At 64.2% G+C, this 18,655-nt stretch carries 18 protein-coding genes and 1 tRNA gene; 17 read left to right on the top strand and 2 right to left on the bottom strand.

Annotated elements, in window-relative coordinates; all coding sequences use genetic code 11:
* The first annotated feature begins 27 nt into the window (after window positions 1–27).
* The 8 genes from leuS to ACNKW1_RS12125 all read left to right on the top strand — a co-directional run bounded on the left by leuS (window position 28) and on the right by ACNKW1_RS12125 (window position 8,327).
* Window positions 28–2,655 (top strand): leucine--tRNA ligase, encoded by a 2,628-nt coding sequence (gene leuS, locus ACNKW1_RS12160; protein WP_418364859.1) that lies wholly within the window; start codon window positions 28–30, stop codon window positions 2,653–2,655.
* An 11-nt stretch (window positions 2,656–2,666) separates the two neighbouring features.
* Entirely contained in the window at window positions 2,667–3,275 is a 609-nt protein-coding gene (gene lptE, locus ACNKW1_RS12155; RefSeq protein ID WP_418364858.1) for an LPS assembly lipoprotein LptE, read from the top strand.
* A gap of 23 nt (window positions 3,276–3,298) precedes the next feature.
* Window positions 3,299–4,309 (top strand): DNA polymerase III subunit delta, encoded by a 1,011-nt coding sequence (gene holA, locus ACNKW1_RS12150; protein ID WP_418364857.1) that lies wholly within the window; start codon window positions 3,299–3,301, stop codon window positions 4,307–4,309.
* A gap of 56 nt (window positions 4,310–4,365) precedes the next feature.
* On the top strand, window positions 4,366–5,643 hold the full coding sequence (locus ACNKW1_RS12145) for a glutamate-5-semialdehyde dehydrogenase (RefSeq protein ID WP_418364856.1): 1,278 nt from the start codon (window positions 4,366–4,368) through the stop codon (window positions 5,641–5,643).
* Window positions 5,644–5,763: 120 nt separating this feature from the next.
* Window positions 5,764–6,270 carry a methylated-DNA--[protein]-cysteine S-methyltransferase gene (locus tag ACNKW1_RS12140; RefSeq protein ID WP_418364855.1) on the top strand — a complete coding sequence of 169 codons (507 nt, stop codon included), beginning with the start codon at window positions 5,764–5,766 and terminating at the stop codon, window positions 6,268–6,270.
* Window positions 6,267–7,196: a site-specific tyrosine recombinase XerD gene (gene xerD, locus ACNKW1_RS12135; RefSeq protein ID WP_418364854.1), complete on the top strand. Its 930-nt coding sequence runs from the start codon at window positions 6,267–6,269 to the stop codon at window positions 7,194–7,196. Before ACNKW1_RS12140 ends, xerD begins: the two co-directional genes overlap by 4 nt.
* Window positions 7,197–7,304: 108 nt before the next feature.
* The gene (gene ybaK / locus ACNKW1_RS12130) at window positions 7,305–7,793 is read left to right on the top strand and encodes a Cys-tRNA(Pro) deacylase (RefSeq protein ID WP_418364853.1); all 489 of its coding nucleotides are present in this window, start codon (window positions 7,305–7,307) and stop codon (window positions 7,791–7,793) included.
* A 174-nt stretch (window positions 7,794–7,967) separates the two neighbouring features.
* Window positions 7,968–8,327: an H-NS family nucleoid-associated regulatory protein gene (locus ACNKW1_RS12125; RefSeq protein ID WP_418364852.1), complete on the top strand. Its 360-nt coding sequence runs from the start codon at window positions 7,968–7,970 to the stop codon at window positions 8,325–8,327.
* A 128-nt stretch (window positions 8,328–8,455) separates the two neighbouring features.
* Here ACNKW1_RS12125 and ACNKW1_RS12120 read toward each other — a convergent pair whose 3' ends face one another.
* A complete protein-coding gene (locus ACNKW1_RS12120; protein ID WP_418364851.1) occupies window positions 8,456–8,830 on the bottom strand; it encodes a dihydroneopterin aldolase in 375 nt (124 codons plus the stop codon).
* Window positions 8,831–8,989: 159 nt separating this feature from the next.
* Between ACNKW1_RS12120 and plsY the strand changes: the two genes are divergently transcribed.
* Complete coding sequence (gene plsY / locus ACNKW1_RS12115; protein ID WP_418364850.1) at window positions 8,990–9,601, top strand: glycerol-3-phosphate 1-O-acyltransferase PlsY; 612 nt, start codon at window positions 8,990–8,992, stop codon at window positions 9,599–9,601.
* A 20-nt stretch (window positions 9,602–9,621) separates the two neighbouring features.
* On the opposite strand, the gene tsaD is transcribed toward plsY, so the two are convergent.
* Window positions 9,622–10,650 (bottom strand): tRNA (adenosine(37)-N6)-threonylcarbamoyltransferase complex transferase subunit TsaD, encoded by a 1,029-nt coding sequence (gene tsaD, locus ACNKW1_RS12110; protein WP_418364849.1) that lies wholly within the window; start codon window positions 10,648–10,650, stop codon window positions 9,622–9,624.
* 138 nt (window positions 10,651–10,788) lie between these two features.
* On the opposite strand from tsaD, the gene rpsU reads away from it, so the two are divergent.
* The 8 genes from rpsU to ACNKW1_RS12070 all read left to right on the top strand — a co-directional run bounded on the left by rpsU (window position 10,789) and on the right by ACNKW1_RS12070 (window position 18,507).
* The gene (gene rpsU, locus ACNKW1_RS12105) at window positions 10,789–11,001 is read left to right on the top strand and encodes a 30S ribosomal protein S21 (RefSeq protein ID WP_004260978.1); all 213 of its coding nucleotides are present in this window, start codon (window positions 10,789–10,791) and stop codon (window positions 10,999–11,001) included.
* Between the two features lie 147 nt (window positions 11,002–11,148).
* Window positions 11,149–13,044, top strand: coding sequence for a DNA primase (gene dnaG, locus ACNKW1_RS12100; RefSeq protein WP_418364997.1), 1,896 nt, complete (start codon window positions 11,149–11,151; stop codon window positions 13,042–13,044).
* Window positions 13,045–13,092: 48 nt separating this feature from the next.
* Window positions 13,093–15,102 (top strand): RNA polymerase sigma factor RpoD, encoded by a 2,010-nt coding sequence (gene rpoD / locus ACNKW1_RS12095; protein WP_418364848.1) that lies wholly within the window; start codon window positions 13,093–13,095, stop codon window positions 15,100–15,102.
* Window positions 15,103–15,111: 9 nt separating this feature from the next.
* Window positions 15,112–15,190: transfer RNA gene (locus ACNKW1_RS12090), tRNA-Ile, on the top strand.
* A 97-nt stretch (window positions 15,191–15,287) separates the two neighbouring features.
* Window positions 15,288–16,367 (top strand): site-specific integrase, encoded by a 1,080-nt coding sequence (locus tag ACNKW1_RS12085; protein ID WP_418364847.1) that lies wholly within the window; start codon window positions 15,288–15,290, stop codon window positions 16,365–16,367.
* A gap of 365 nt (window positions 16,368–16,732) precedes the next feature.
* Window positions 16,733–16,954, top strand: a complete 222-nt coding sequence (locus ACNKW1_RS12080) for a hypothetical protein (protein WP_021249359.1) — start codon at window positions 16,733–16,735, stop codon at window positions 16,952–16,954.
* Between the two features lie 5 nt (window positions 16,955–16,959).
* The gene (locus tag ACNKW1_RS12075) at window positions 16,960–17,766 is read left to right on the top strand and encodes a helix-turn-helix domain-containing protein (RefSeq protein ID WP_418364846.1); all 807 of its coding nucleotides are present in this window, start codon (window positions 16,960–16,962) and stop codon (window positions 17,764–17,766) included.
* 501 nt (window positions 17,767–18,267) lie between these two features.
* Window positions 18,268–18,507 (top strand): hypothetical protein, encoded by a 240-nt coding sequence (locus ACNKW1_RS12070; protein WP_418364845.1) that lies wholly within the window; start codon window positions 18,268–18,270, stop codon window positions 18,505–18,507.
* Window positions 18,508–18,655: the final 148 nt, after the last annotated feature.

Below are 18,655 nucleotides of genomic sequence, written 5' to 3'. Positions count from 1 at the left end.
TTCAACGCCCCCTTGTGCACGCCCGCCATGCAGGAAAAATACCAGCCCGCCGCCCTCGAAACGGCCGCCCAGCAGCACTGGGACTCCACCGACGCCTTCCGCGTGACCGAGGACGCCAGCCGTCCGAAGTACTACTGCCTGTCGATGTTCCCCTACCCCTCGGGCAAGCTGCACATGGGGCACGTGCGCAACTACACCATTGGCGACGTGCTCGCGCGCTTCCACCGCATGAAGGGCTTCAACGTGCTGCAGCCCATGGGCTGGGACGCCTTCGGCATGCCAGCCGAGAACGCCGCGATCCAGAACAACGTGCCGCCGGCGAAGTGGACCTACGCCAACATCGAGTACATGAAGGCGCAGCTGAAGCGCCTCGGCTTCGCCATCGACTGGTCGCGCGAACTCGCCACCTGCACCCCCGAGTACTACCGCTGGGAGCAGTGGCTGTTCACCCGGCTGTTCGAGAAGGGGCTGATCTACAAGCGCCTCGGCACGGTGAACTGGGACCCGGTCGACGAGACCGTGCTTGCCAACGAGCAGGTCATCGACGGCCGCGGCTGGCGCTCGGGCGCGCTCGTCGAGAAGCGCGAGATCCCCATGTACTACATGAAGATCACCGCCTACGCCGACGAGCTGCTGTCCGCGCTGGACGACCTGCCCAACTGGCCCGAGCAGGTCAAGCTGATGCAGAAGAACTGGATCGGCCGCTCGGAAGGCGTGGAGATCAGCTTCCCGTTCGACGTCTCCAGCATCGGCCACGAAGGCGCGCTGAAGGTGTTCACCACCCGCGCCGACACCCTGATGGGCGCGACTTACGTCGCGGTGGCAGCCGAGCACCCGCTCGCCACCCAGGCCGCCGCCGACAACCCTGCGCTCGCCGAATTCATCGAGGAATGCAAGCGCGGCGGTGTGGCCGAAGCCGACATCGCCACGATGGAGAAGAAGGGCATGCCCACCAGCCTCAAGGTGCGCCATCCGCTCACCAATGAGCCGCTCGAGGTCTGGGTCGCCAACTACGTGCTGATGGGCTACGGTGAAGGGGCGGTGATGGCGGTGCCGGCGCACGACGAGCGCGACTTTGCCTTCGCCACCAAATACGAGCTGCCGATCCGCATGGTGGTCGGCTCGGAGGCCTACGCCGACACCGTCGCGCCTTGGCAGGACGCCTACGCCGAGCATGGCCGCCTGGTGAATTCCGGCAAGTACGACGGCCTCGACTTCCAGGGCGCAGTCGATGCGATCGCCACCGACCTCGCCGCGAAAGGCCTCGGCGCCAAGCGCGTGCAGTACCGCCTGCGCGACTGGGGCATCTCGCGCCAGCGCTACTGGGGCTGCCCGATCCCGATGATCCACTGCGCCGACTGCGGCGACGTGCCGGTGCCGGACGTGCAGCTGCCGGTGGTGCTGCCCGAGAACGTGGAGATCACCGGTCGCGGCTCGCCGCTGGCCAAGATGCCCGAGTTCTACGCGTGCAGCTGCCCCAAGTGTGGCAAGCCTGCCAGGCGCGAGACCGACACCATGGACACCTTCGTCGAGTCGTCCTGGTACTTCCTGCGCTACGCCTGCGCCGACAGCACGACCGCGATGGTGGACGAGCGCGTCAACTACTGGGCGCCGGTCGACCAGTACATCGGTGGCATCGAGCACGCCATCCTGCACCTGCTGTACTCGCGCTTCTTCACCCGCGCGATGCGCGACTGCGGTCTGGTCAATGTCTCCGAGCCCTTCAGCGCGCTGCTCACCCAGGGCATGGTGGTGGCCGAGACCTACTACCGCGAGCTGGACGGCGGCAAGAAGCAGTGGATCAATCCGGCCGACGTGGTGGTCGAGCGTGACGAGAAGGGCCGCATCGTCGCCGCGAAGCTCGAAGCGGATGGCCTGCCGGTGGTCATCGGCGGCATTGAGAAGATGTCGAAGTCGAAGAACAACGGCGTCGACCCGCAGTCGCTGGTGGACCAGTACGGCGCCGACACCGCGCGCCTGTTCATGATGTTCGCCGCACCGCCCGACCAGCAGCTCGAGTGGTCCGACGCCGGCGTCGAGGGCGCCTCGCGCTTCCTGCGCCGGGTGTGGAACTACGGCCACGCCTTCGCCACCACCACCCGCACCGCACTACCCGCCGAACGCAAGCTCGCCGCCGGCACCCTGCCCGCCGCCGCGGCCGACGTGCGCCGCGAGGTGCATACGCACCTCAAGCAGGCGAGCTACGACTTCGGCAAGCACCAGTTCAACACCGTGGTGTCGGCGGCGATGAAGATCCTCAACGCGCTCGAGAAGGCGCACAAGGATCTCGCTTCCAGCGAGCCCGCTGCCCATGCGGAACTGGCCGAGGAAGGCTTCTCCATCCTGCTGCGCCTGCTCTCGCCAATCACCCCGCACATCTGCCACGCGCTTTGGCAGGACTGCGGCTTCGGCACCGACATCCTCGCTGCGCACTGGCCGGAAGTTGCCGAGGACGCGCTCAAGCAGGACGAGATCGAGCTGATGGTACAAGTCAACGGCAAGCTGCGCGGCAGCATCAAGGTCGCTGCCGACGCCCCGAAGGCCGACATCGAGGCGATCGCCCTCGCCTCCGAGGCCGCGCAGAAGTTCATGGAAGGCAAGCCGGCAAAGAAGGTCGTCGTCGTCCCCGGCCGTCTGGTCAACATCGTCGCCTGAGGATCCCGCGCATGTCCATCCGCCCCAATCCCGACACCGGCCCTGCCAGCCTGCGCGCGCCCGGGGCCATTGGCGCCGAGGGCCAGCCGCAAGCTGCAATCGTGGAAGGCCCGGCAAGCACGGGTCGAAGACGCCTGTTCATGGCCGGCAGCGTCATCGCTGCCATGCTGCTGTCGGGCTGCGGCTTCCAGCTGCGAGGGCCGCAGGCACTGTCGTTCGCCACCCTGCACATCAACGCCACGGCACAATCCGAGCTGGGCGCAAGCCTGCGCCGGCTCGTCGCCACCTCCGGCACGACGCGCATCATGGATGAGGCCGAACAGGCCGACGCGCGCCTGCAGATCCTCTCCAGCGACCGCGGCCGGGAGATCCTGAGCCTGACGGGCGCCGGCAAGGTGCGGGAGTACCAACTCACCCAGACCCTGCGCTTCCAACTCCTCGACAAGGCAGGCAAGGCCCTGATCCCACCCACCAGCATCTCCGCGCGCCGTGAGTACACCTTCGATGACAGCCAGGTGCTCGGCAAGGAGCAGGAAGAGGATCTGCTCTACCGCGACATGCAGAACGACCTGGTGCAGCAGATGATGCGCCGGCTCGCAGCCGTGAACCACGCCGGCTGAACGCGCCAGAGAGCCTGCCGCGCATGAACCTGCGCCCCGACCTGCTCACTGCCCAGCTCGAGCGCCCGCTCGCGCCACTGTGGCTACTGCACGGCAACGAACCCTTGCTGGTGCTCGAAGCGGCGGATGCCATCCGTGCCGCCGCCCGCCGCCAGGGCTACGATGAGCGCGAAACCCTGGTGGTCGGACAGGGCTTCAAGTGGGACGCGCTCACCCTCGCTGCGGGCAACCTGTCGCTGTTCGGCGGCAACAAGCTGATCGACCTGCGCATCCCCACCGGCAAGCCCGGGCGCGATGGCGGCGACGCCCTGCAGCGCTATATCACCACCCTTCCGGCACAGACCCTGACCCTGATCACCCTGCCCGAGCTCGACTGGGCAACGCGCAAGACCGTGTGGTTCAAGGCGCTCAGCGACGCGGCGGTGAGCATCGAGCTGAACGCCCCCGAGCGCGAACGCCTGCCCGACTGGGTCGGCCGCCGGCTCGCCACGCAGAAACAGTCCGCACCGCCCGAGGCGCTCGCGTTCATCGCCGACCATGTCGAGGGTAACCTGCTCGCCGCCCACCAGGAGATCCTCAAGCTCGGCCTGTTGCACGGCGAGGGCACATTGACGCTCGAACAGGTGCAGGACGCAGTGCTGAACGTCGCCCGCTACGACATCGACAAGCTGCGCCAAGCAGTGCTGGAGGGCGATCCTGCGCGCTGCGCCCGCCTGCTCGACGGACTTGAGGGCGAGGGCGCTGCACCACCCCTGGTGCTGTGGGCGCTCGCAAACGAGACGCGCAGCCTGGCCACCCTGTGCGCAGGGCGGGACGCCGGCCAGCCACTGGCCGCGCTGTTCAAGGCGGAGCGCATCTTCGAGCCACGCCGGCAGCAGGCGATGAGCAGGGCGCTAAGCCGGCTGGACCAGGCGGGGCTGCGCGCGGCGCTGATGCACGCCGCCCGCATCGACCGCATCATCAAGGGTCTGGCCGCCGGCGAGGTGTGGGACGAGTTCCTGCAGCTCACGCTGCGGCTGGCGCGCCGCCCGTAGCCCAGTCGCGGCAATCGGTGCTTTAATTGCCGCTTTGCCTCACACCCGATACTGCGATGGACATCCAGAACTACATGCAGACGCTCGGCCGCCAGGCTCGCGCGGCGTCACGCGTACTCGCCGCCACTTCGACCGCAAGCAAGAACACCGCGCTGCTGGCGATGGCCACGGAGATCCGCACCCACCGCGACGAACTGCTCGCGGCCAATGCCCGTGATCTGGACGAAGCGCGCGCCGCCGGCCTGGAGCCTGCCCTGATCGACCGCCTGACCCTGAACGAGAAAGGCATCGAGTCCATGGCCTCCGGGCTGGAACAAATCGCCACCCTGCCCGACCCGGTGGGCGAGATGACCGACCTCAAACGGCGCCCCTCCGGCATCCAGCTCGGCAAGATGCGCGTGCCGCTGGGCGTGATCGGCATCATCTACGAGGCCCGGCCCAACGTCACTGCCGATGCTGCGGCGCTGTGCCTGAAGTCCGGCAATGCGGCGATCCTGCGCGGCGGCAAGGAGGCGATCCATTCAAATCGTGCGATCGCCGCCTGCGTGCGCACCGGCCTTGTCGCGGCCGGTCTGCCCGAACACGCGGTGCAGGTGATCGAGACCACCGACCGCGCGGCCGTGGGCGCAATGATCACCATGCCCGAATACATCGACGTGATCGTGCCGCGCGGCGGCAAGGGTTTGATCGAGCGCATCTCGAGGGACGCGCGCGTGCCTGTAATCAAGCACCTCGATGGCAACTGCCATGTGTACATCGATGACGAGGCCGACCCCGCCAAGGTCGTGCCCATCGTAGAGAACGCCAAGACGCAGCGCTACGGGACCTGCAATACCGCCGAATCGCTGCTCGTCGCACGCGATGTGGCCGACATCTACCTCGCGGAGATCGGCCGCATGCTCGCCGCCAAGGGCGTCGAGATGCGCTGCTGCGCGGAATCGCTCGCGCTGCTCGCCGAGGCCGGCATCGACGCCGCAAAGCTGGTTGCCGCCACCGAGACCGACTGGCGCGAGGAGTACCTCGCTCCGATCATCGCGGTGAAGCTGGTCGACGGGCTGGACCAGGCGATCGAGCACATCAACGCCTACAGTTCGGGGCACACCGAGGCCATCGTCACCGAGAACTACACGCACGCCATGCGCTTCCTGCGCGAGGTCGACTCCTCCTCGGTGATGGTCAATGCATCGACCCGCTTCGCCGATGGCTTCGAGTACGGCCTGGGCGCAGAGATCGGTATTTCCACCGACAAGATTCACGCCCGCGGCCCAGTGGGCCTAGAGGGCCTGACCAGCCAAAAATGGGTGGTGTTCGGCAATGGAGAAACGCGCCGCTGAGCCCGGCACCCGGCATACTGGGGCACGGACGCAGGCACCACCCCGCGCGCGGGGCAACTGGCCGCCTCCACGCCCCCAGTCCTCCCGAGTGCACCTTGGTGCAAAGATACGGACCCGGACATGACGAATACGGAGGACTGCGTGCAAGCCATCGACACCACGGGAGGCCTCGATGCGGTCATTGCGCTGCCGTTCGGCCCCTTCGGCATCCGCAGCGAGGGCGAGTTCATCCGAGAGCTCGTCTTCCTGCCCCCGGGCACGCCGCTGCTCGACCCTCAGAACGCCACTGCGGGCGCGGCTGCGCATGCCCTGCGGGGCTGGATCGACGATCCCGACGCCCCCTTCCCCGTTCCACTCGCCCCCTGCGGTACGGCATTCCGCCAGCGGGTGTGGGCCGCGATCCGCGCCATCCCGCGTGGCCAGACCACCACCTACGGTGAACTCGCCACAAGCCTGGGCAGCGCACCACGCGCCGTCGGCCAGGCCTGCGGCGCAAACCCGTTCCCGCTGATCGTGCCGTGCCACCGCGTGACGTCTGCCGCCGGCCTGGGGGGCTTCGCCAACGCGCGCAGCGGCTGGCTGCTCGACGTCAAGCGCTGGCTGCTGGCTTTCGAAGGCGCGCTGTGAGCGCTCGCAAGCCCGCCGTCGAAGCCGGGCTGCAGGCACACCATCGCAGCGCACTCGACCGTTTCACCGACAACCTCTGGCTGGAACACGGCCTGGCGCGCAACACGCTGGCTGGCTATCGCAGCGATCTCGCACACTTCGCCGCCTGGCTCGAACAACGCGACGGACGGCTGCCGGCGGCCTCCGCAGCGGACCTGAGCGCCTATCTCGCGGATTTCAGCCGTAACGCCCGCCCCGCAACCCAGCGCCGCCTGCTAGCGGCATGGCGGCGCTATTACCGCATGCTGCTCGCCAACCGCGAGATTGCCGAAGACCCGACACTTCTGCTCGATTCGCCGATGCCGGCCGAGCGCTTTCCGAAGACGCTGAGCGAAGCCCAGGTCGAAGCGCTGCTCGACACGCCCGACACCGACTCGCCCCAAGGCCTGCGTGACCGCTGCATGCTCGAGGTGCTGTATGCCGCCGGCCTGCGTGTCTCCGAACTGGTCGGCTTGAAAGTATTTGCGATGGGTCTCGCTGAAGGCGTGCTGCGCATCATGGGCAAGGGCAGCAAGGAAAGGCTGGTTCCGATCGGTGAGATTGCCGCTGACTGGCTGCGCCGCTACCTGCTCGAAGCCCGCCCGGCGCTGTTGGGCGGACGCAATTGCGATGAAGTGTTCGTGACCCGATTCGGCACGGGCATGACACGGCAAATGTTCTGGCGCATCATCAAGCAGCATGCAGCTCACGCGGGAATTTCCAGCGACCGCATATCACCGCACACCCTGCGCCACGCCTTTGCGACCCATCTGCTCAATCACGGTGCGGATCTGCGCGTGGTCCAGCTATTGCTGGGACACGCGGACATTTCGACGACCCAGGTCTATACGCATGTTGCACGTGAACGGCTCAAGCAACTGCACGCAAAACACCATCCACGCGCCTGAGTCCCAGATTGCGGAGTGAATACTGCGACGCGCATGCATTCACACCGGACGCGCACGATTGGCTGCGATCCTTTTGACGACAACCACTCCCGGTTCCTCGGATAGATCATGAGCAAAAACGAAAAACACGCCCCCGAAACGCCCGCCACCCGTTTCCTGCGCCAGCATGGCATCGCATTCTCGGCCCATCTTTATGAATACGAGGAGCACGGCGGAACCGAGGTTTCGTCGCGGGAGCTCAATGTTTCGGAGCACTCTGTCATCAAGACCCTGATCATGGAGGACGAAAATAACCAGCCGATGGTGGTGCTGATGCACGGCGACCGCAAGGTTTCCACAAAGGAACTGGCGCGCCAGATTTCCTGCAAGCATGTCGAGCCCTGCAAGCCCGAAACCGCTAACCGGCATAGCGGTTATCTGATCGGCGGCACATCACCCTTCGGCACCCGGCGCAAGATGCCGGTATATATGGAACGCAGCATCCTCGATCTCCCGCTGATCTACATCAACGGCGGACGACGTGGATTTCTGGTCGGCATTCATCCGCACGATCTGATGCGCGCGCTTACCCCTGTGCTGGTGTCGGCAGCAAATTGAACGGCGGAGCGGGAACCGATCATCCTTCCCGATCAGGGCGGTTGCGGAGAAGGGTGTAAAGAAGATCGCGCACGAAATGAAAACGCTTTATCTCTCCGTTTGAAAGGTGGCACAATTGACGCGGAAAGCAGGTGTCAATTACCTGAATCAAGAACGCCCTGGAGCCTGAATAAAATGGATCTTTCCAGCTATACACTTCCCGAATTGCGTCGCCTTCAGGGCAAGATCGAAGCGGAAATCCGCCGCCGCAGTGACGTGACGCGACGCAATCTTCTCAAGCGCATGCAGAAGATGGCGGCCGACGAAGGCCTGTCGCTCGGCGACCTGCTCGAAGGCGCAACCCCCGCGGCAAGTGACGACAAGCCGGCCCGTCGTGGCCGCCGGCCCGGCCCGAAGAAAGTGAAGGCTGCGCCCGTCATCAAGTACCGTAACCCCGCCAACCCGGACCAAGGCTGGAGCGGCCGCGGCCGCAAGCCCCAATGGGCATTGGACTGGCTGGCGCAAGGCAAGTCGCTGGACGATCTCGCAGTCTGATCGGAGAATCGCCCCGATTCCCCCGGGGCGCGATTCAGCGCAGACCTTTCTGCACTGACACCTATCTGCCCGGCGGAACACATCACCACGCCCTTGCAGCCAGCCCGCGCTGCAAGGGCGGCTTCTTTTCATGCCGCAGGCGGAACGACCACGCCCGCGCGGCTGCGCTGGATATGCACACCAACACGCCGCACATCCTTCATTACGCCGATCTTGGCGACCTTCAGCTTCACCCACGGCGCACCGAACTCTTCGAAAAGCAGATTGACGACAAATTCACCCAGACTTTCGATCAGGTTGAAATGCCGTTCCGATAATTCCTTTCGGATACGTTCGGTCACCACCGCGTAGTCGATCGTGTCGGCAATGTCGTCATGCTCGGCGGCAGCGTCTGGCACGCCGAAGGTCAGATTGAGTTCGACGGTTTGCGGTCCGGTCTTCTCGCGCGCGTAGATGCCGACCCAGGCCTTGACCCGCAATTCTTCGATAAAGATGAAATCCATGCTGCTTCCCGTTTAGAATCCCTGCGATTCTAACGTGCCCAAGCCAGCCTGCCGCGTGATTGCCACGCACAGCACGAGGCTTGCCCAATGCTTCGACACGCCGCCCCTTCATGCAGTCCGTAACGGATCTACCCGCGCAAAGCGGGTCGCGGAGCCAAGATGTCCCTTCTGCTGTTGCTCGCCGCCGCCTACCTGCTAGGCTCCATCCCCTTCGCAATCGTGACCAGCAAGCTCTTCGGCCTGCAGGACCCACGCAAATATGGCTCAGGCAACCCGGGCGCCACCAATGTGCTGCGCAGCGGAAACAAGTTCGCAGCCGCACTGACGCTGATCGGCGACAGCGCAAAGGGCTGGCTCGCCGTCTGGGCGGCCACACAGCTTGGCTTTGATCTGGGACAGGCGGCGCTCGCCGGCCTGGCGGCCTTCCTTGGCCATGCATTCTCGATGTTCCTGCGCTTCAACGGCGGCAAGGGCGTCGCCACAGCGCTCGGCGTGCTGGCCGGCGTGGATGCACGGGTCGCCATCTTCAGCGCCGTGATCTGGCTGATGATTGCCTACACCACCCGCTACTCCTCGGCTGCAGCGCTGTCCGCGGCAATCGCGGCGCCCTTTGCGGCCCTGCAGTTCCTCGGCCCGCAGTTCGCCACGGGCGTGCTCGCGGTGATGGCGGCTGCGCTCGTATGGCGCCACAAGGAAAACATCGCTCGCCTGCGCGCGGGTACGGAAGGCAAGATCGGCGGCAAGAAGAAGGGCAACCCGCCCGAATCCTGAACCCGGATCGGCAAGGCGCGTCAGATCCGAACCGGCGGCTGAAGTTCAGTCATCGGCCAGCGCGACTTGACACGCACGGCGGGGGCTTCCGGCGCACCGTCTCCCGCAGCCAGGCGCATGGCGCCCGCAAAGGCGATCATCGCGCCATTGTCGGTGCACAGCGCGGGCTCCGGGTAATGCACCCGCCCCCCCCTGGCCGCGAGCGCGGCATCCAGCGTTGTCCGCAGGCACCTGTTCGCGCCCACGCCGCCAGCGACCACCAGAGTTTTCAGGCCCACCTTCTTCAGCGCAGCCAGCGCCTTGGCGCACAAGACCTCAACCACCGCCTGCTGGAACTCCGCTGCAAGGTCAGCCATATCGCCGGGGTTCCAGCCCGGCGCGGAAACGACGTTCAGCACTGCCGTCTTCAAGCCGCTGAAGCTGAAATCGAGGTCGCCGGAGTGCAGCATGGGACGCGGCAGACGAAACCGCCCCGCCACCCCCTGCTCGGCCAACTGCGCCAGTTGCGGACCTCCCGGATAGCCCAGTCCCAGCAGTTTGGCTGTTTTGTCGAAGGCCTCACCCGCTGCGTCATCCACCGACTCACCCAGGAGCGCATAGTCACCGATGCCCCGCACCCGCATCAGTTGGGTATGTCCACCGGACACAAGCAGCGCAACGAACGGAAACTGTGGCGGATCGGCCGACAGCAGCGGCGAAAGCAGATGCCCTTCGAGGTGGTGCACCGGCAGCGCCGGAATGCCCCGCGCCATGGCGAAGGATTCGGCCACGCTCGCCCCCACCAGCAGCGCCCCGGCCAGTCCCGGCCCTGCTGTGTAGGCTACGGCATCGAGATCACTCGCCTGCAACCCGGCTTCCGCCAAGGTCTGCTTCAGCAGCAGCGGAAGCCGGCGGATGTGGTCGCGCGAAGCAAGCTCCGGCACTACGCCACCGTAGGCCGCGTGGAGATCGATCTGGGAATGCAGGCTATGAGCCAGCAGACCCGCGCCAGTATCGTAGATCGCCACCCCAGTTTCGTCGCAGGAGGTTTCGATGCCGAGAACTTTCATGAGAACGGAAGCCCTTTTTTGGATGTCGCATTCTAACCTCCGGCGGGCGGGTCGCGCGCGCCACACCTCTTGCCTTCATCGGAGCCCTAGTTTATATTCGCGGTCTTTCTGCCCACCAGACACCCAAGGAAGTCCGCAATGCCCGGTATCCGCGTCAAGGAAAACGAGCCGTTTGAAGTTGCGATCCGCCGCTTCAAGCGCACCATCGAGAAGACCGGTGTGCTGACCGAACTGCGCTCGCGCGAGTTCTACGAAAAGCCCACCGCCGAGCGCAAGCGCAAGCTGGCAGCCGCAGTCAAGCGCAACCACAAGCGCCTGCGCAGCCAGATGCTGCCGCCGAAGCTGTACTGAGCCCTGCTGCGCCCCGCTTCAGGGGACGCCCGCACGCCGGCCGAAGGTTCGTTGACCTTCGCCCGGCGTGATGCTTTTTGATCTGCGCGCACCGCCGCCGCCATCCATGACGGATCTGGCAGGCGCGCGCAGTCGTCCTTGCGCACGATGATCCCACAGTCCTTCGTTCAGGAACTGCTGTCCCGCGTCGATATCGTCGACGTCATCGAGCGCTACCTGCCTTTGAAGAAGAGCGGCGCGAACTACTTCGCCTGCTGCCCCTTCCACGGCGAGAAGTCCGCATCCTTCTCGGTCAGTCCCTCGAAGCAGTTCTACCACTGCTTCGGTTGCGGCGTTCACGGCAGCGCCATCGGCTTCCTGATGGAATACAGCGGACTGGGCTTCGTCGATGCCGTGAAGGAACTCGCGGGGCAGGTCGGCCTGCAGGTGCCGGACGACGGCCGCAGCGCCAGTGCGGTACACAACGACATCAGCGAGCCGCTCTACGAGGCGCTCGGGATCGCCGCGCGCTTCTACCAGGACCAACTGAAGACCACGCCGCATGCAGTCGAGTACCTCAAGCGCCGAGGGCTGTCGGGAAAGGTTGCAGCGCGCTTCGGTCTCGGCTATGCACCAGACGATTGGCAAAGCCTGAAAGAGACCGTTTCCGACTATCAAGCCAAGACGCTGGCCGACGCAGGTCTGGTGATCGACAACGACCAGGGGCGGCGCTACGACCGCTTCCGCGGCCGCATCATGTTCCCGATCCACGACCGCCGCGGGCGCATCATCGCCTTCGGTGGCCGCGTACTGGACAAGGGAGAGCCCAAGTACCTCAACTCGCCCGAAACGCCGCTGTTCGAGAAGGGGCGCGAGTTGTACGGACTCTTCCTCGCGCAGAAGGCGATCCGCGATGCGGGGTTTGCGGTCGTGGTCGAGGGCTACATGGACGTGGTCGCCCTCGCGCAATATGGGCTCGAGAACGCGGTCGCCACACTGGGCACCGCCACCACGCCGCAGCACGTGCACACCCTGCTGCGCCAGACCGATCGCATCGTCTTCTGCTTCGACGGCGACGCTGCCGGTCGCCGTGCAGCCTGGCGTGCCCTCGAGAATGCACTGGAGTCCCTGCGCGACGACGCCACGCTGGCCTTTCTGTTCCTGCCTGCCGAGCACGACCCGGACTCCTTCGTGCGCGCCGAAGGCGTCGAAGCATTCCGTTCCGCCGCCAGCGCCGCCACACCCCTGGCCGGATTCTTGATCCAGGAACTCCGCAGTCGCCATCACCTCGAGAGCGCCGAGGGTCGCGCCGCGTTCGTACACGAAGCCGCGCCGCTCGTCACCCGGATTGCCGCCCCCTTGCTTCGATTACAGGTCATCAAGGCCGTCGCGGAAAGCGCGGGCATGACACAGGCGGAGGTCGAATACGCCTTCGAACAGATCGCCAGCAGCGCAAAACGCAGGCGCGGTGCGGACCCACAGCCGGCAGCACACTCGCCCTCACCGGCGAGCAATGACGGTGCACACACGGATGACGCCACCTCCACCCCCACAAGCACGTCACGCATCCGCCCCAGGGGCACTCCGACCCCACGCCCGCGGCCCGGAGGGCGCCGCAAGCCGCCCTCGACCGCGGGCACCCTGGTGCGCCTCGTCATGCAGCATCCGACCTGGGCAGCGCGACTGCCCGTGGCCCTGGTCCCGGATGACAGCCCTGAAGGCCAGGCGCTGATCGCCATCATCGACCTGCTCAGTCTGGGCGAGGCGATTCCGGCCAACGGCTTGGGCGCACTCATCGAGCGCTTCCGCGACACTCCGCACGGCGACACACTCTCACGCGTGGCGGCCGAGTTGGTCGAAGCGGAGTTCGACGAGAGCGTGGTGGAGGCCCTTTTCGACGACGCGCTGCGCAAACTGCAGATGGACGCGATCGGTAAGGAAATCGACCTTCTTCTCAAGCAGGACCGCGACGAAGGCCTCGACGGGCCCCGTCGCCATCGCCTGAACGGCCTTCTGATGGAGAAGCGGAACTTGGCCAGCAGCGGCAAAGTCTCAGATTTATAGTACAATTTTCGGTTTCCCTATTTCTTACACCCTCACCTGAGGAGTGCTATGGCACGCGAAAAAGCCAAGGATCCGCGCAAGGACGCGCCCTCCGCCAAGGGGCGCCCCTCCAAGGCGAAGGCCAAGGACAAGGCAGCCCCCGTCGTTGAAAGCCCCGCCACCACCCCGCTTGACGCGGAGGTGCGTCGTACGCGCCTGAAGACCCTGATCACGCTCGGCAAGGAACGCGGCTATCTCACCTACGCCGAAATCAGCGACCACCTTCCGGACGACGTCGCTGATGCGGAACAGATCGAGGGCATCATCGCGACCTTCAACAACATGGGCATCCAGGTCTATGACGCGGCGCCTGCCGCCGAAGACCTGCTCATGTCGGACAGCGTCGCCACCAATGTCGACGAGGATGTCGCCGAAGAGGAAGCCGAACAGGCGCTGTCCTCCGTCGACTCCGAATTCGGGCGCACGACCGATCCGGTCCGCATGTACATGCGCGAGATGGGGACGGTCGAGTTGCTGACCCGCGAGGGCGAGATCGAGATCGCCAAGCGCATCGAGGATGGTCTCAAGCACATGGTGCAGGCAATCTCCGCCTGCCCGACGACGATTGCCGAGATGCTCGAGATCGTCGACCGCATCGCGCGCGATGAGGCCAAGATAGATGAGCTGATCGACGGCCTGATCGACCCCAACGCCAGCAGCGAAGAGGGCACCGAAGACGAAGCCGCCGCAGCCAGCGCCGAAGACGAGGAAGAGGCCAGCGAAGACGAGGACAGCGGCGACGACGGCGACGACGAAGAAGACGACGCGGACAGCGCCGAACGCGCCAACGCCGCCTCGCTACTCCAGCTCAAGAACGACGCGCTCGCCCGCTTCGACGTCATCCGCGCGCTCTACGCGAAGAAGATGGCAGTCCTCGACAAGAAGGACTCGCAGGACAAAGCCTACCTCGAGCTCAAGCAGCAGATCTCGGACGAGTTGCTCAACATCCGCTTCACCGCCAAGGCCATCGAGAAGCTGTGCGACTCGGTGCGCCACATGGTCGAGCAGGTGCGCAGCCACGAACGCCAGATCCTGCAGCTCTGCGTCGACCGCGCCGGCATGCCGCGACAGCACTTCATCAAGGTCTTCCCTGGCCAGGAGGTCAAGCTGGACTGGCTCAAGGACGAGATTGCCTCCGGCAAGAACTACGCCGAAGGCCTGATGCGCATTCACCCGGCCGTACTCGAAGAGCAGCAAAAGCTGATCGACCTCCAGGACAGGCTCGGCATCCCGCTGAAGGAGTTGAAGGACATCAACCGCCAGATGTCCACCGGCGAAGCCAAGATGCGCCGCGCCAAGCGCGAGATGACGGAGGCCAACCTGCGCCTGGTAATCTCGATCGCCAAGAAGTACACCAACCGCGGCCTGCAGTTCCTCGACCTCATCCAGGAAGGCAACATCGGCCTGATGAAGGCGGTGGACAAGTTCGAATACCGCCGCGGTTACAAGTTCTCGACCTACGCCACGTGGTGGATCCGCCAGGCCATCACGCGATCGATCGCCGACCAGGCCCGCACCATCCGCATCCCGGTGCACATGATCGAGACGATCAACAAGATGAACCGCATCAGCCGCCAGATCCTGCAGGAAACCGGCCAGGAGCCCGATCCCGCGACGCTGGCCGAGAAGATGGAGATGCCCGAGGAGAAGATCCGCAAGATCATGAAAATCTCCAAGGAGCCGATCTCCATGGAGACGCCGATCGGCGACGACGACGACTCGCATCTGGGCGACTTCATCGAGGACACCGCGACCCTGGCTCCGGCCGAGGCGGCGATGTACTCCGGCCTGCGCGACGCCACCTGCGAGGTGCTCGACTCCCTGACTCAGCGCGAGGCCAAGGTGTTGCGCATGCGTTTTGGTATCGAGATGAACACGGACCACACACTGGAAGAGGTCGGCAAACAATTCGACGTCACCCGCGAGCGTATCCGCCAGATCGAAGCCAAGGCCCTGCGCAAGCTGCGTCACCCGAGCCGCTCGGAAAAACTGCGCAGTTTCCTGGATAGCGACCAGTAAGGCAGCACCGGGCCTCTAGCTCATGCCTGGTTAGAGCAGCGGACTCATAATCCGTTGGTGCTGGGTTCGACTCCCAGGGGGCCCACCAATGAAATCAGGGGCTTAGGAGAAATTCTAAGCCCCTTTTTCACGTCAATCCGTAGCTTAGGTACAATTTCAGTACAGCACGCGTACTGGAGCGCACCATGGCAACGATCGTCAAGACCCCCTCAGGGACCTGGAAAGCCGTCATCCGCAAGACCGGCTGGCCTACAACTGCGAAGACCTTCCGCTTGAAGCGGGACGCCGAGGATTGGGCTCGACGGAGCGAAGACGAGATGGTGCGAGGCGTCCACATCCAGCGCTCACCTGCAGAGCGCATGACGGTGAGTCACGCCCTCGACCGCTACCTGAAGGAAGTCACCAACACCAAGCGCCCTACCACTCAGGTTTCCGAACGAAGGCGCGCCGAAGTGCTCCGTAGCGAGCTCGGTGCATACTCCCTTGCGACGCTCACGCCAGAAGTCATTGCCCAGTTCAGAGACAAGCGGCTAGCCGGCGACCCGAGCAAAACAGGCATCCGAATCCCGCGCGCGAACAACACGGTCCGCCTTGAGTTGGCACTGCTCGGGCATCTATTTACGGTTGCCATCAAGGAGTGGGGCCTTGGCCTACCTTACAACCCCGTTCTTAGTATCCGGCGCCCGGCTCCTGGGGCCGGCCGCGAGCGGCGACTCTCGCCCGACGAAGAGAAACGCATCTTCGACGCCGTTGCAGCGCACTCCAATCCGATGCTGCACTGGATCGCGCGCATCGCGCTCGAGACAGGCATGCGCTCGGCCGAAATCACGACACTCCGCCGCGGCCAGGTCGACCTCAAACGGCGCATCGTCCGCCTTGTGGAGACGAAAAACACCCTCCCCCGCACGGTACCCCTGACAACCGGTGCGGTCGATGCCCTCCGCGAAGCCCTCGAAAATCCGATTCGCCCGATCGATACCGATCTGATCTTCTTCGGCGAGCCAGGCAAGGATGGACGGCGCCGCCCCTACACCTTCAACAAGGCATGGCTGGAGATCAAAAGCGCCGTCGGCCTTAAAGACTTCCGTTTCCACGACCTGCGGCACGAAGCCGTCAGCCGATTCGTCGAGAAAGGTCTCAGCGACCAGGAGGTGGCAGCCATCAGCGGCCACAAGTCCATGCAAATGCTGAAACGATACACTCACCTGAGGGCAGAAGACTTGGTAGCCAAACTCGACCAGCTGTCTTCCAAGCCCAAAACATAGCGCTGAAATGCCGCGAAAACCGTAGCGCAAAATGCACCACACCCCACAAGAGTCAAAACTTAGACAACGTCATATTGTAACAATTTGGTTCAAGTCTTCTGGGCGCAAAAATGCTAGTTGCAACCCTATTGCGCCCCCACCTGCGGGAAATTTCTCATACGTATCAGGCATTAATCCCCGTGCATCCGTCAAGAAGCTTTTGACCGCTATTTACTTTTTATTCAATAACTTAGATCTTTACTCAAGTCTACGTTCCTTTACTCTTCGCACGTACTTACTACCCACATCTAGTGGCAGTTACCGGCAATCGCCGGATACATGTCCTCCGCCCGGACGACTCAGTACGTGTTCAAGGAGAAGCGAGCGTGACCACCGAAGAAATCCTGCTCCACCGCTACGGAAGCCCGCTACTAACCATCCAGCAGGTCGCCGAGATCCTGAATCGCAGTCCAGAGGGGCTGCGTCTTACCCTTGCTGGCGACAACGAGGTTGCGAGAAAGCTTCGCCCTGCCAGACGCAAGATCGGAAGGCGGGTCCTCTTCTGCGTTTCCCAGATCTCGCGAGCCATCGACGAGTCCGCGGCCTAAGCGCCATGAGCATCAAGGCAATGCATTGGGCATGGAACCACCGTCTGCAACCCAGTGCAAAGGTTCTGCTGCTTGCACTCGCCGACATCGCTGACGACCAAGGCTTCTGCTGGCCATCAAACAGGACACTCGCAGAGAAATGTTGCACATCTGAGCGAACAGTGCAGCGAATGCTGAAACAGTTTGAGGACCGCGGACTCATCACCATTGAGCGGCGTTTCACCGAGGCAGGTCGCCAGACATCCAACGGGTACCGATTGGCGCTTGGGCGCACCCCCGACAATTTGTCACCCTCCACCGCGTCGTGTCGAGGAGAGGGCGACAATGCTGACACCCCGGGGGTGACACAGCTATGTCACCCCCGGGGTGTCATAGCTGTGTCACCCCTTGAACCACCACATAACCACCATAAAGAACCACCACTACAACCACAAGGCACGACGAACCGGAAGTCGCTCGAGATCTCACCCAGCGTGAAGGCGGCCGAAAAATCCGCGATAGAGCAACTGCTGACCGAAATACCCGGAACGCACGCGCAGGAGCTACTTGATGAACTCGCCTATGCACTCGAGAACCGACGCATCCATGGCTCCGCTGTCGCTTGGTTTGCAGGACTTGTCCGGCGGGCAAAGGCCGGGCTGTTCAGTCCTGTCGGCGCGCACGTCATCGATGCCCGGCGGCGTACTCAAACCGCTGTAAAAGACCAGCATCCGAAAGCTGAACATCCAAGCGATACGGACACTGCTCAACATTATCTCGCTGGCCTGCAGAAGATCGTCTCGAAGAGAGCCGGGCACGGCGGGCTTCGCTAACCTAGCCTGCGACAATTCACCCGATTCTTCCCCCAGTCAGCAGGCGCCTCCCGCCATGGCTATCGTGTGCAAAAGGCGGGCGCACTGCAGCAGCAACGGGATACCGGAGCGATCAACCAACGGCTGGCAGCTTCAAGCTGCGCTCGCAAGGCGGGCCACCATCGCTCGTTCCGGCCTAACAGACCCCCACAGGGGCCGGTAAGCACCCCCTCCGCGGCGACACCGCTCACGCCATCACATACACTCGCGGCCCGATAAGGCCGTAAAAAGCGTCAGCAGGAGACCAAAACAGCGCGCCGGTCGGTGCCTTTTCTGACTCCACGCTTGTCCGGTAACGCCGCTAGGTGGAAAATCCACGGCTTAGCATCCATCGAGCCCGTTTTCATGGCGAGCAAACCCTATCCGCGGCATGAAAATACGATTCCGTTAATCCTCGATGGCGAAGCCCTCGCGTCCGACCAGGTCGAGCGGCCAGCGACGCAGTGGTCCCACGATGACTGCGTGAACTACGAGTCGGCGCGCGAGCTCATCGTCTTGCTGATGGCGTACCGATCGGAGTGGATCTCGCGCGAGCGGCTCAAACTACAGCCCGACCTCGCGCTTATCGCGAGCTGGAGCGCCGAGCGCAGCGCCTACGCTGGCGAGTTGCGGGGGCTGGACGTCGGCGATCGTGACAACATCACCCGGGTCCGACGCGACTACGGGGCCGAGGCCCGCCGCCTGGCGGCTCTCGAACGCTGATAGTCGATGTCGCCTCAGAAAACGGAAAATAAGGCACGCTAAGGCGCATCCGGCTTGGCGATCGGCACCACCTGTCACCGACCGGCATATAGGAGCCAGTCGCGGATCAGCACATAGAGGCCGCTTCTCGGCGGCTCCGATCGGAATG

Origin of the sequence: Thauera sp. WH-2 (assembly GCF_048321015.1) — a bacterium.
Lineage (GTDB): Bacteria > Pseudomonadota > Gammaproteobacteria > Burkholderiales > Rhodocyclaceae > Thauera.
The sequence above is the reverse complement of the archived record's forward strand: the minus strand, read 5'-3'. Positions and strand labels throughout refer to the sequence as shown.

Coding starts and splice junctions, on each gene's coding strand:
- ACNKW1_RS12120 (WP_418364851.1), bottom strand. CDS start 8,830: ATGGATTTCATCTTTATCGAAGAATTGCGGGTCAAGGCCTGGGTCGGC.
- rpoD (WP_418364848.1), top strand. CDS start 13,093: ATGGCACGCGAAAAAGCCAAGGATCCGCGCAAGGACGCGCCCTCCGCC.
- ACNKW1_RS12125 (WP_418364852.1), top strand. CDS start 7,968: ATGGATCTTTCCAGCTATACACTTCCCGAATTGCGTCGCCTTCAGGGC.
- leuS (WP_418364859.1), top strand. CDS start 28: ATGCAGGAAAAATACCAGCCCGCCGCCCTCGAAACGGCCGCCCAGCAG.
- dnaG (WP_418364997.1), top strand. CDS start 11,149: ATGATCCCACAGTCCTTCGTTCAGGAACTGCTGTCCCGCGTCGATATC.
- ACNKW1_RS12085 (WP_418364847.1), top strand. CDS start 15,288: ATGGCAACGATCGTCAAGACCCCCTCAGGGACCTGGAAAGCCGTCATC.
- ybaK (WP_418364853.1), top strand. CDS start 7,305: ATGAGCAAAAACGAAAAACACGCCCCCGAAACGCCCGCCACCCGTTTC.
- tsaD (WP_418364849.1), bottom strand. CDS start 10,650: ATGAAAGTTCTCGGCATCGAAACCTCCTGCGACGAAACTGGGGTGGCG.
- rpsU (WP_004260978.1), top strand. CDS start 10,789: ATGCCCGGTATCCGCGTCAAGGAAAACGAGCCGTTTGAAGTTGCGATC.
- plsY (WP_418364850.1), top strand. CDS start 8,990: ATGTCCCTTCTGCTGTTGCTCGCCGCCGCCTACCTGCTAGGCTCCATC.
- ACNKW1_RS12075 (WP_418364846.1), top strand. CDS start 16,960: ATGAGCATCAAGGCAATGCATTGGGCATGGAACCACCGTCTGCAACCC.
- ACNKW1_RS12145 (WP_418364856.1), top strand. CDS start 4,366: ATGGACATCCAGAACTACATGCAGACGCTCGGCCGCCAGGCTCGCGCG.
- holA (WP_418364857.1), top strand. CDS start 3,299: ATGAACCTGCGCCCCGACCTGCTCACTGCCCAGCTCGAGCGCCCGCTC.
- ACNKW1_RS12140 (WP_418364855.1), top strand. CDS start 5,764: ATGACGAATACGGAGGACTGCGTGCAAGCCATCGACACCACGGGAGGC.
- lptE (WP_418364858.1), top strand. CDS start 2,667: ATGTCCATCCGCCCCAATCCCGACACCGGCCCTGCCAGCCTGCGCGCG.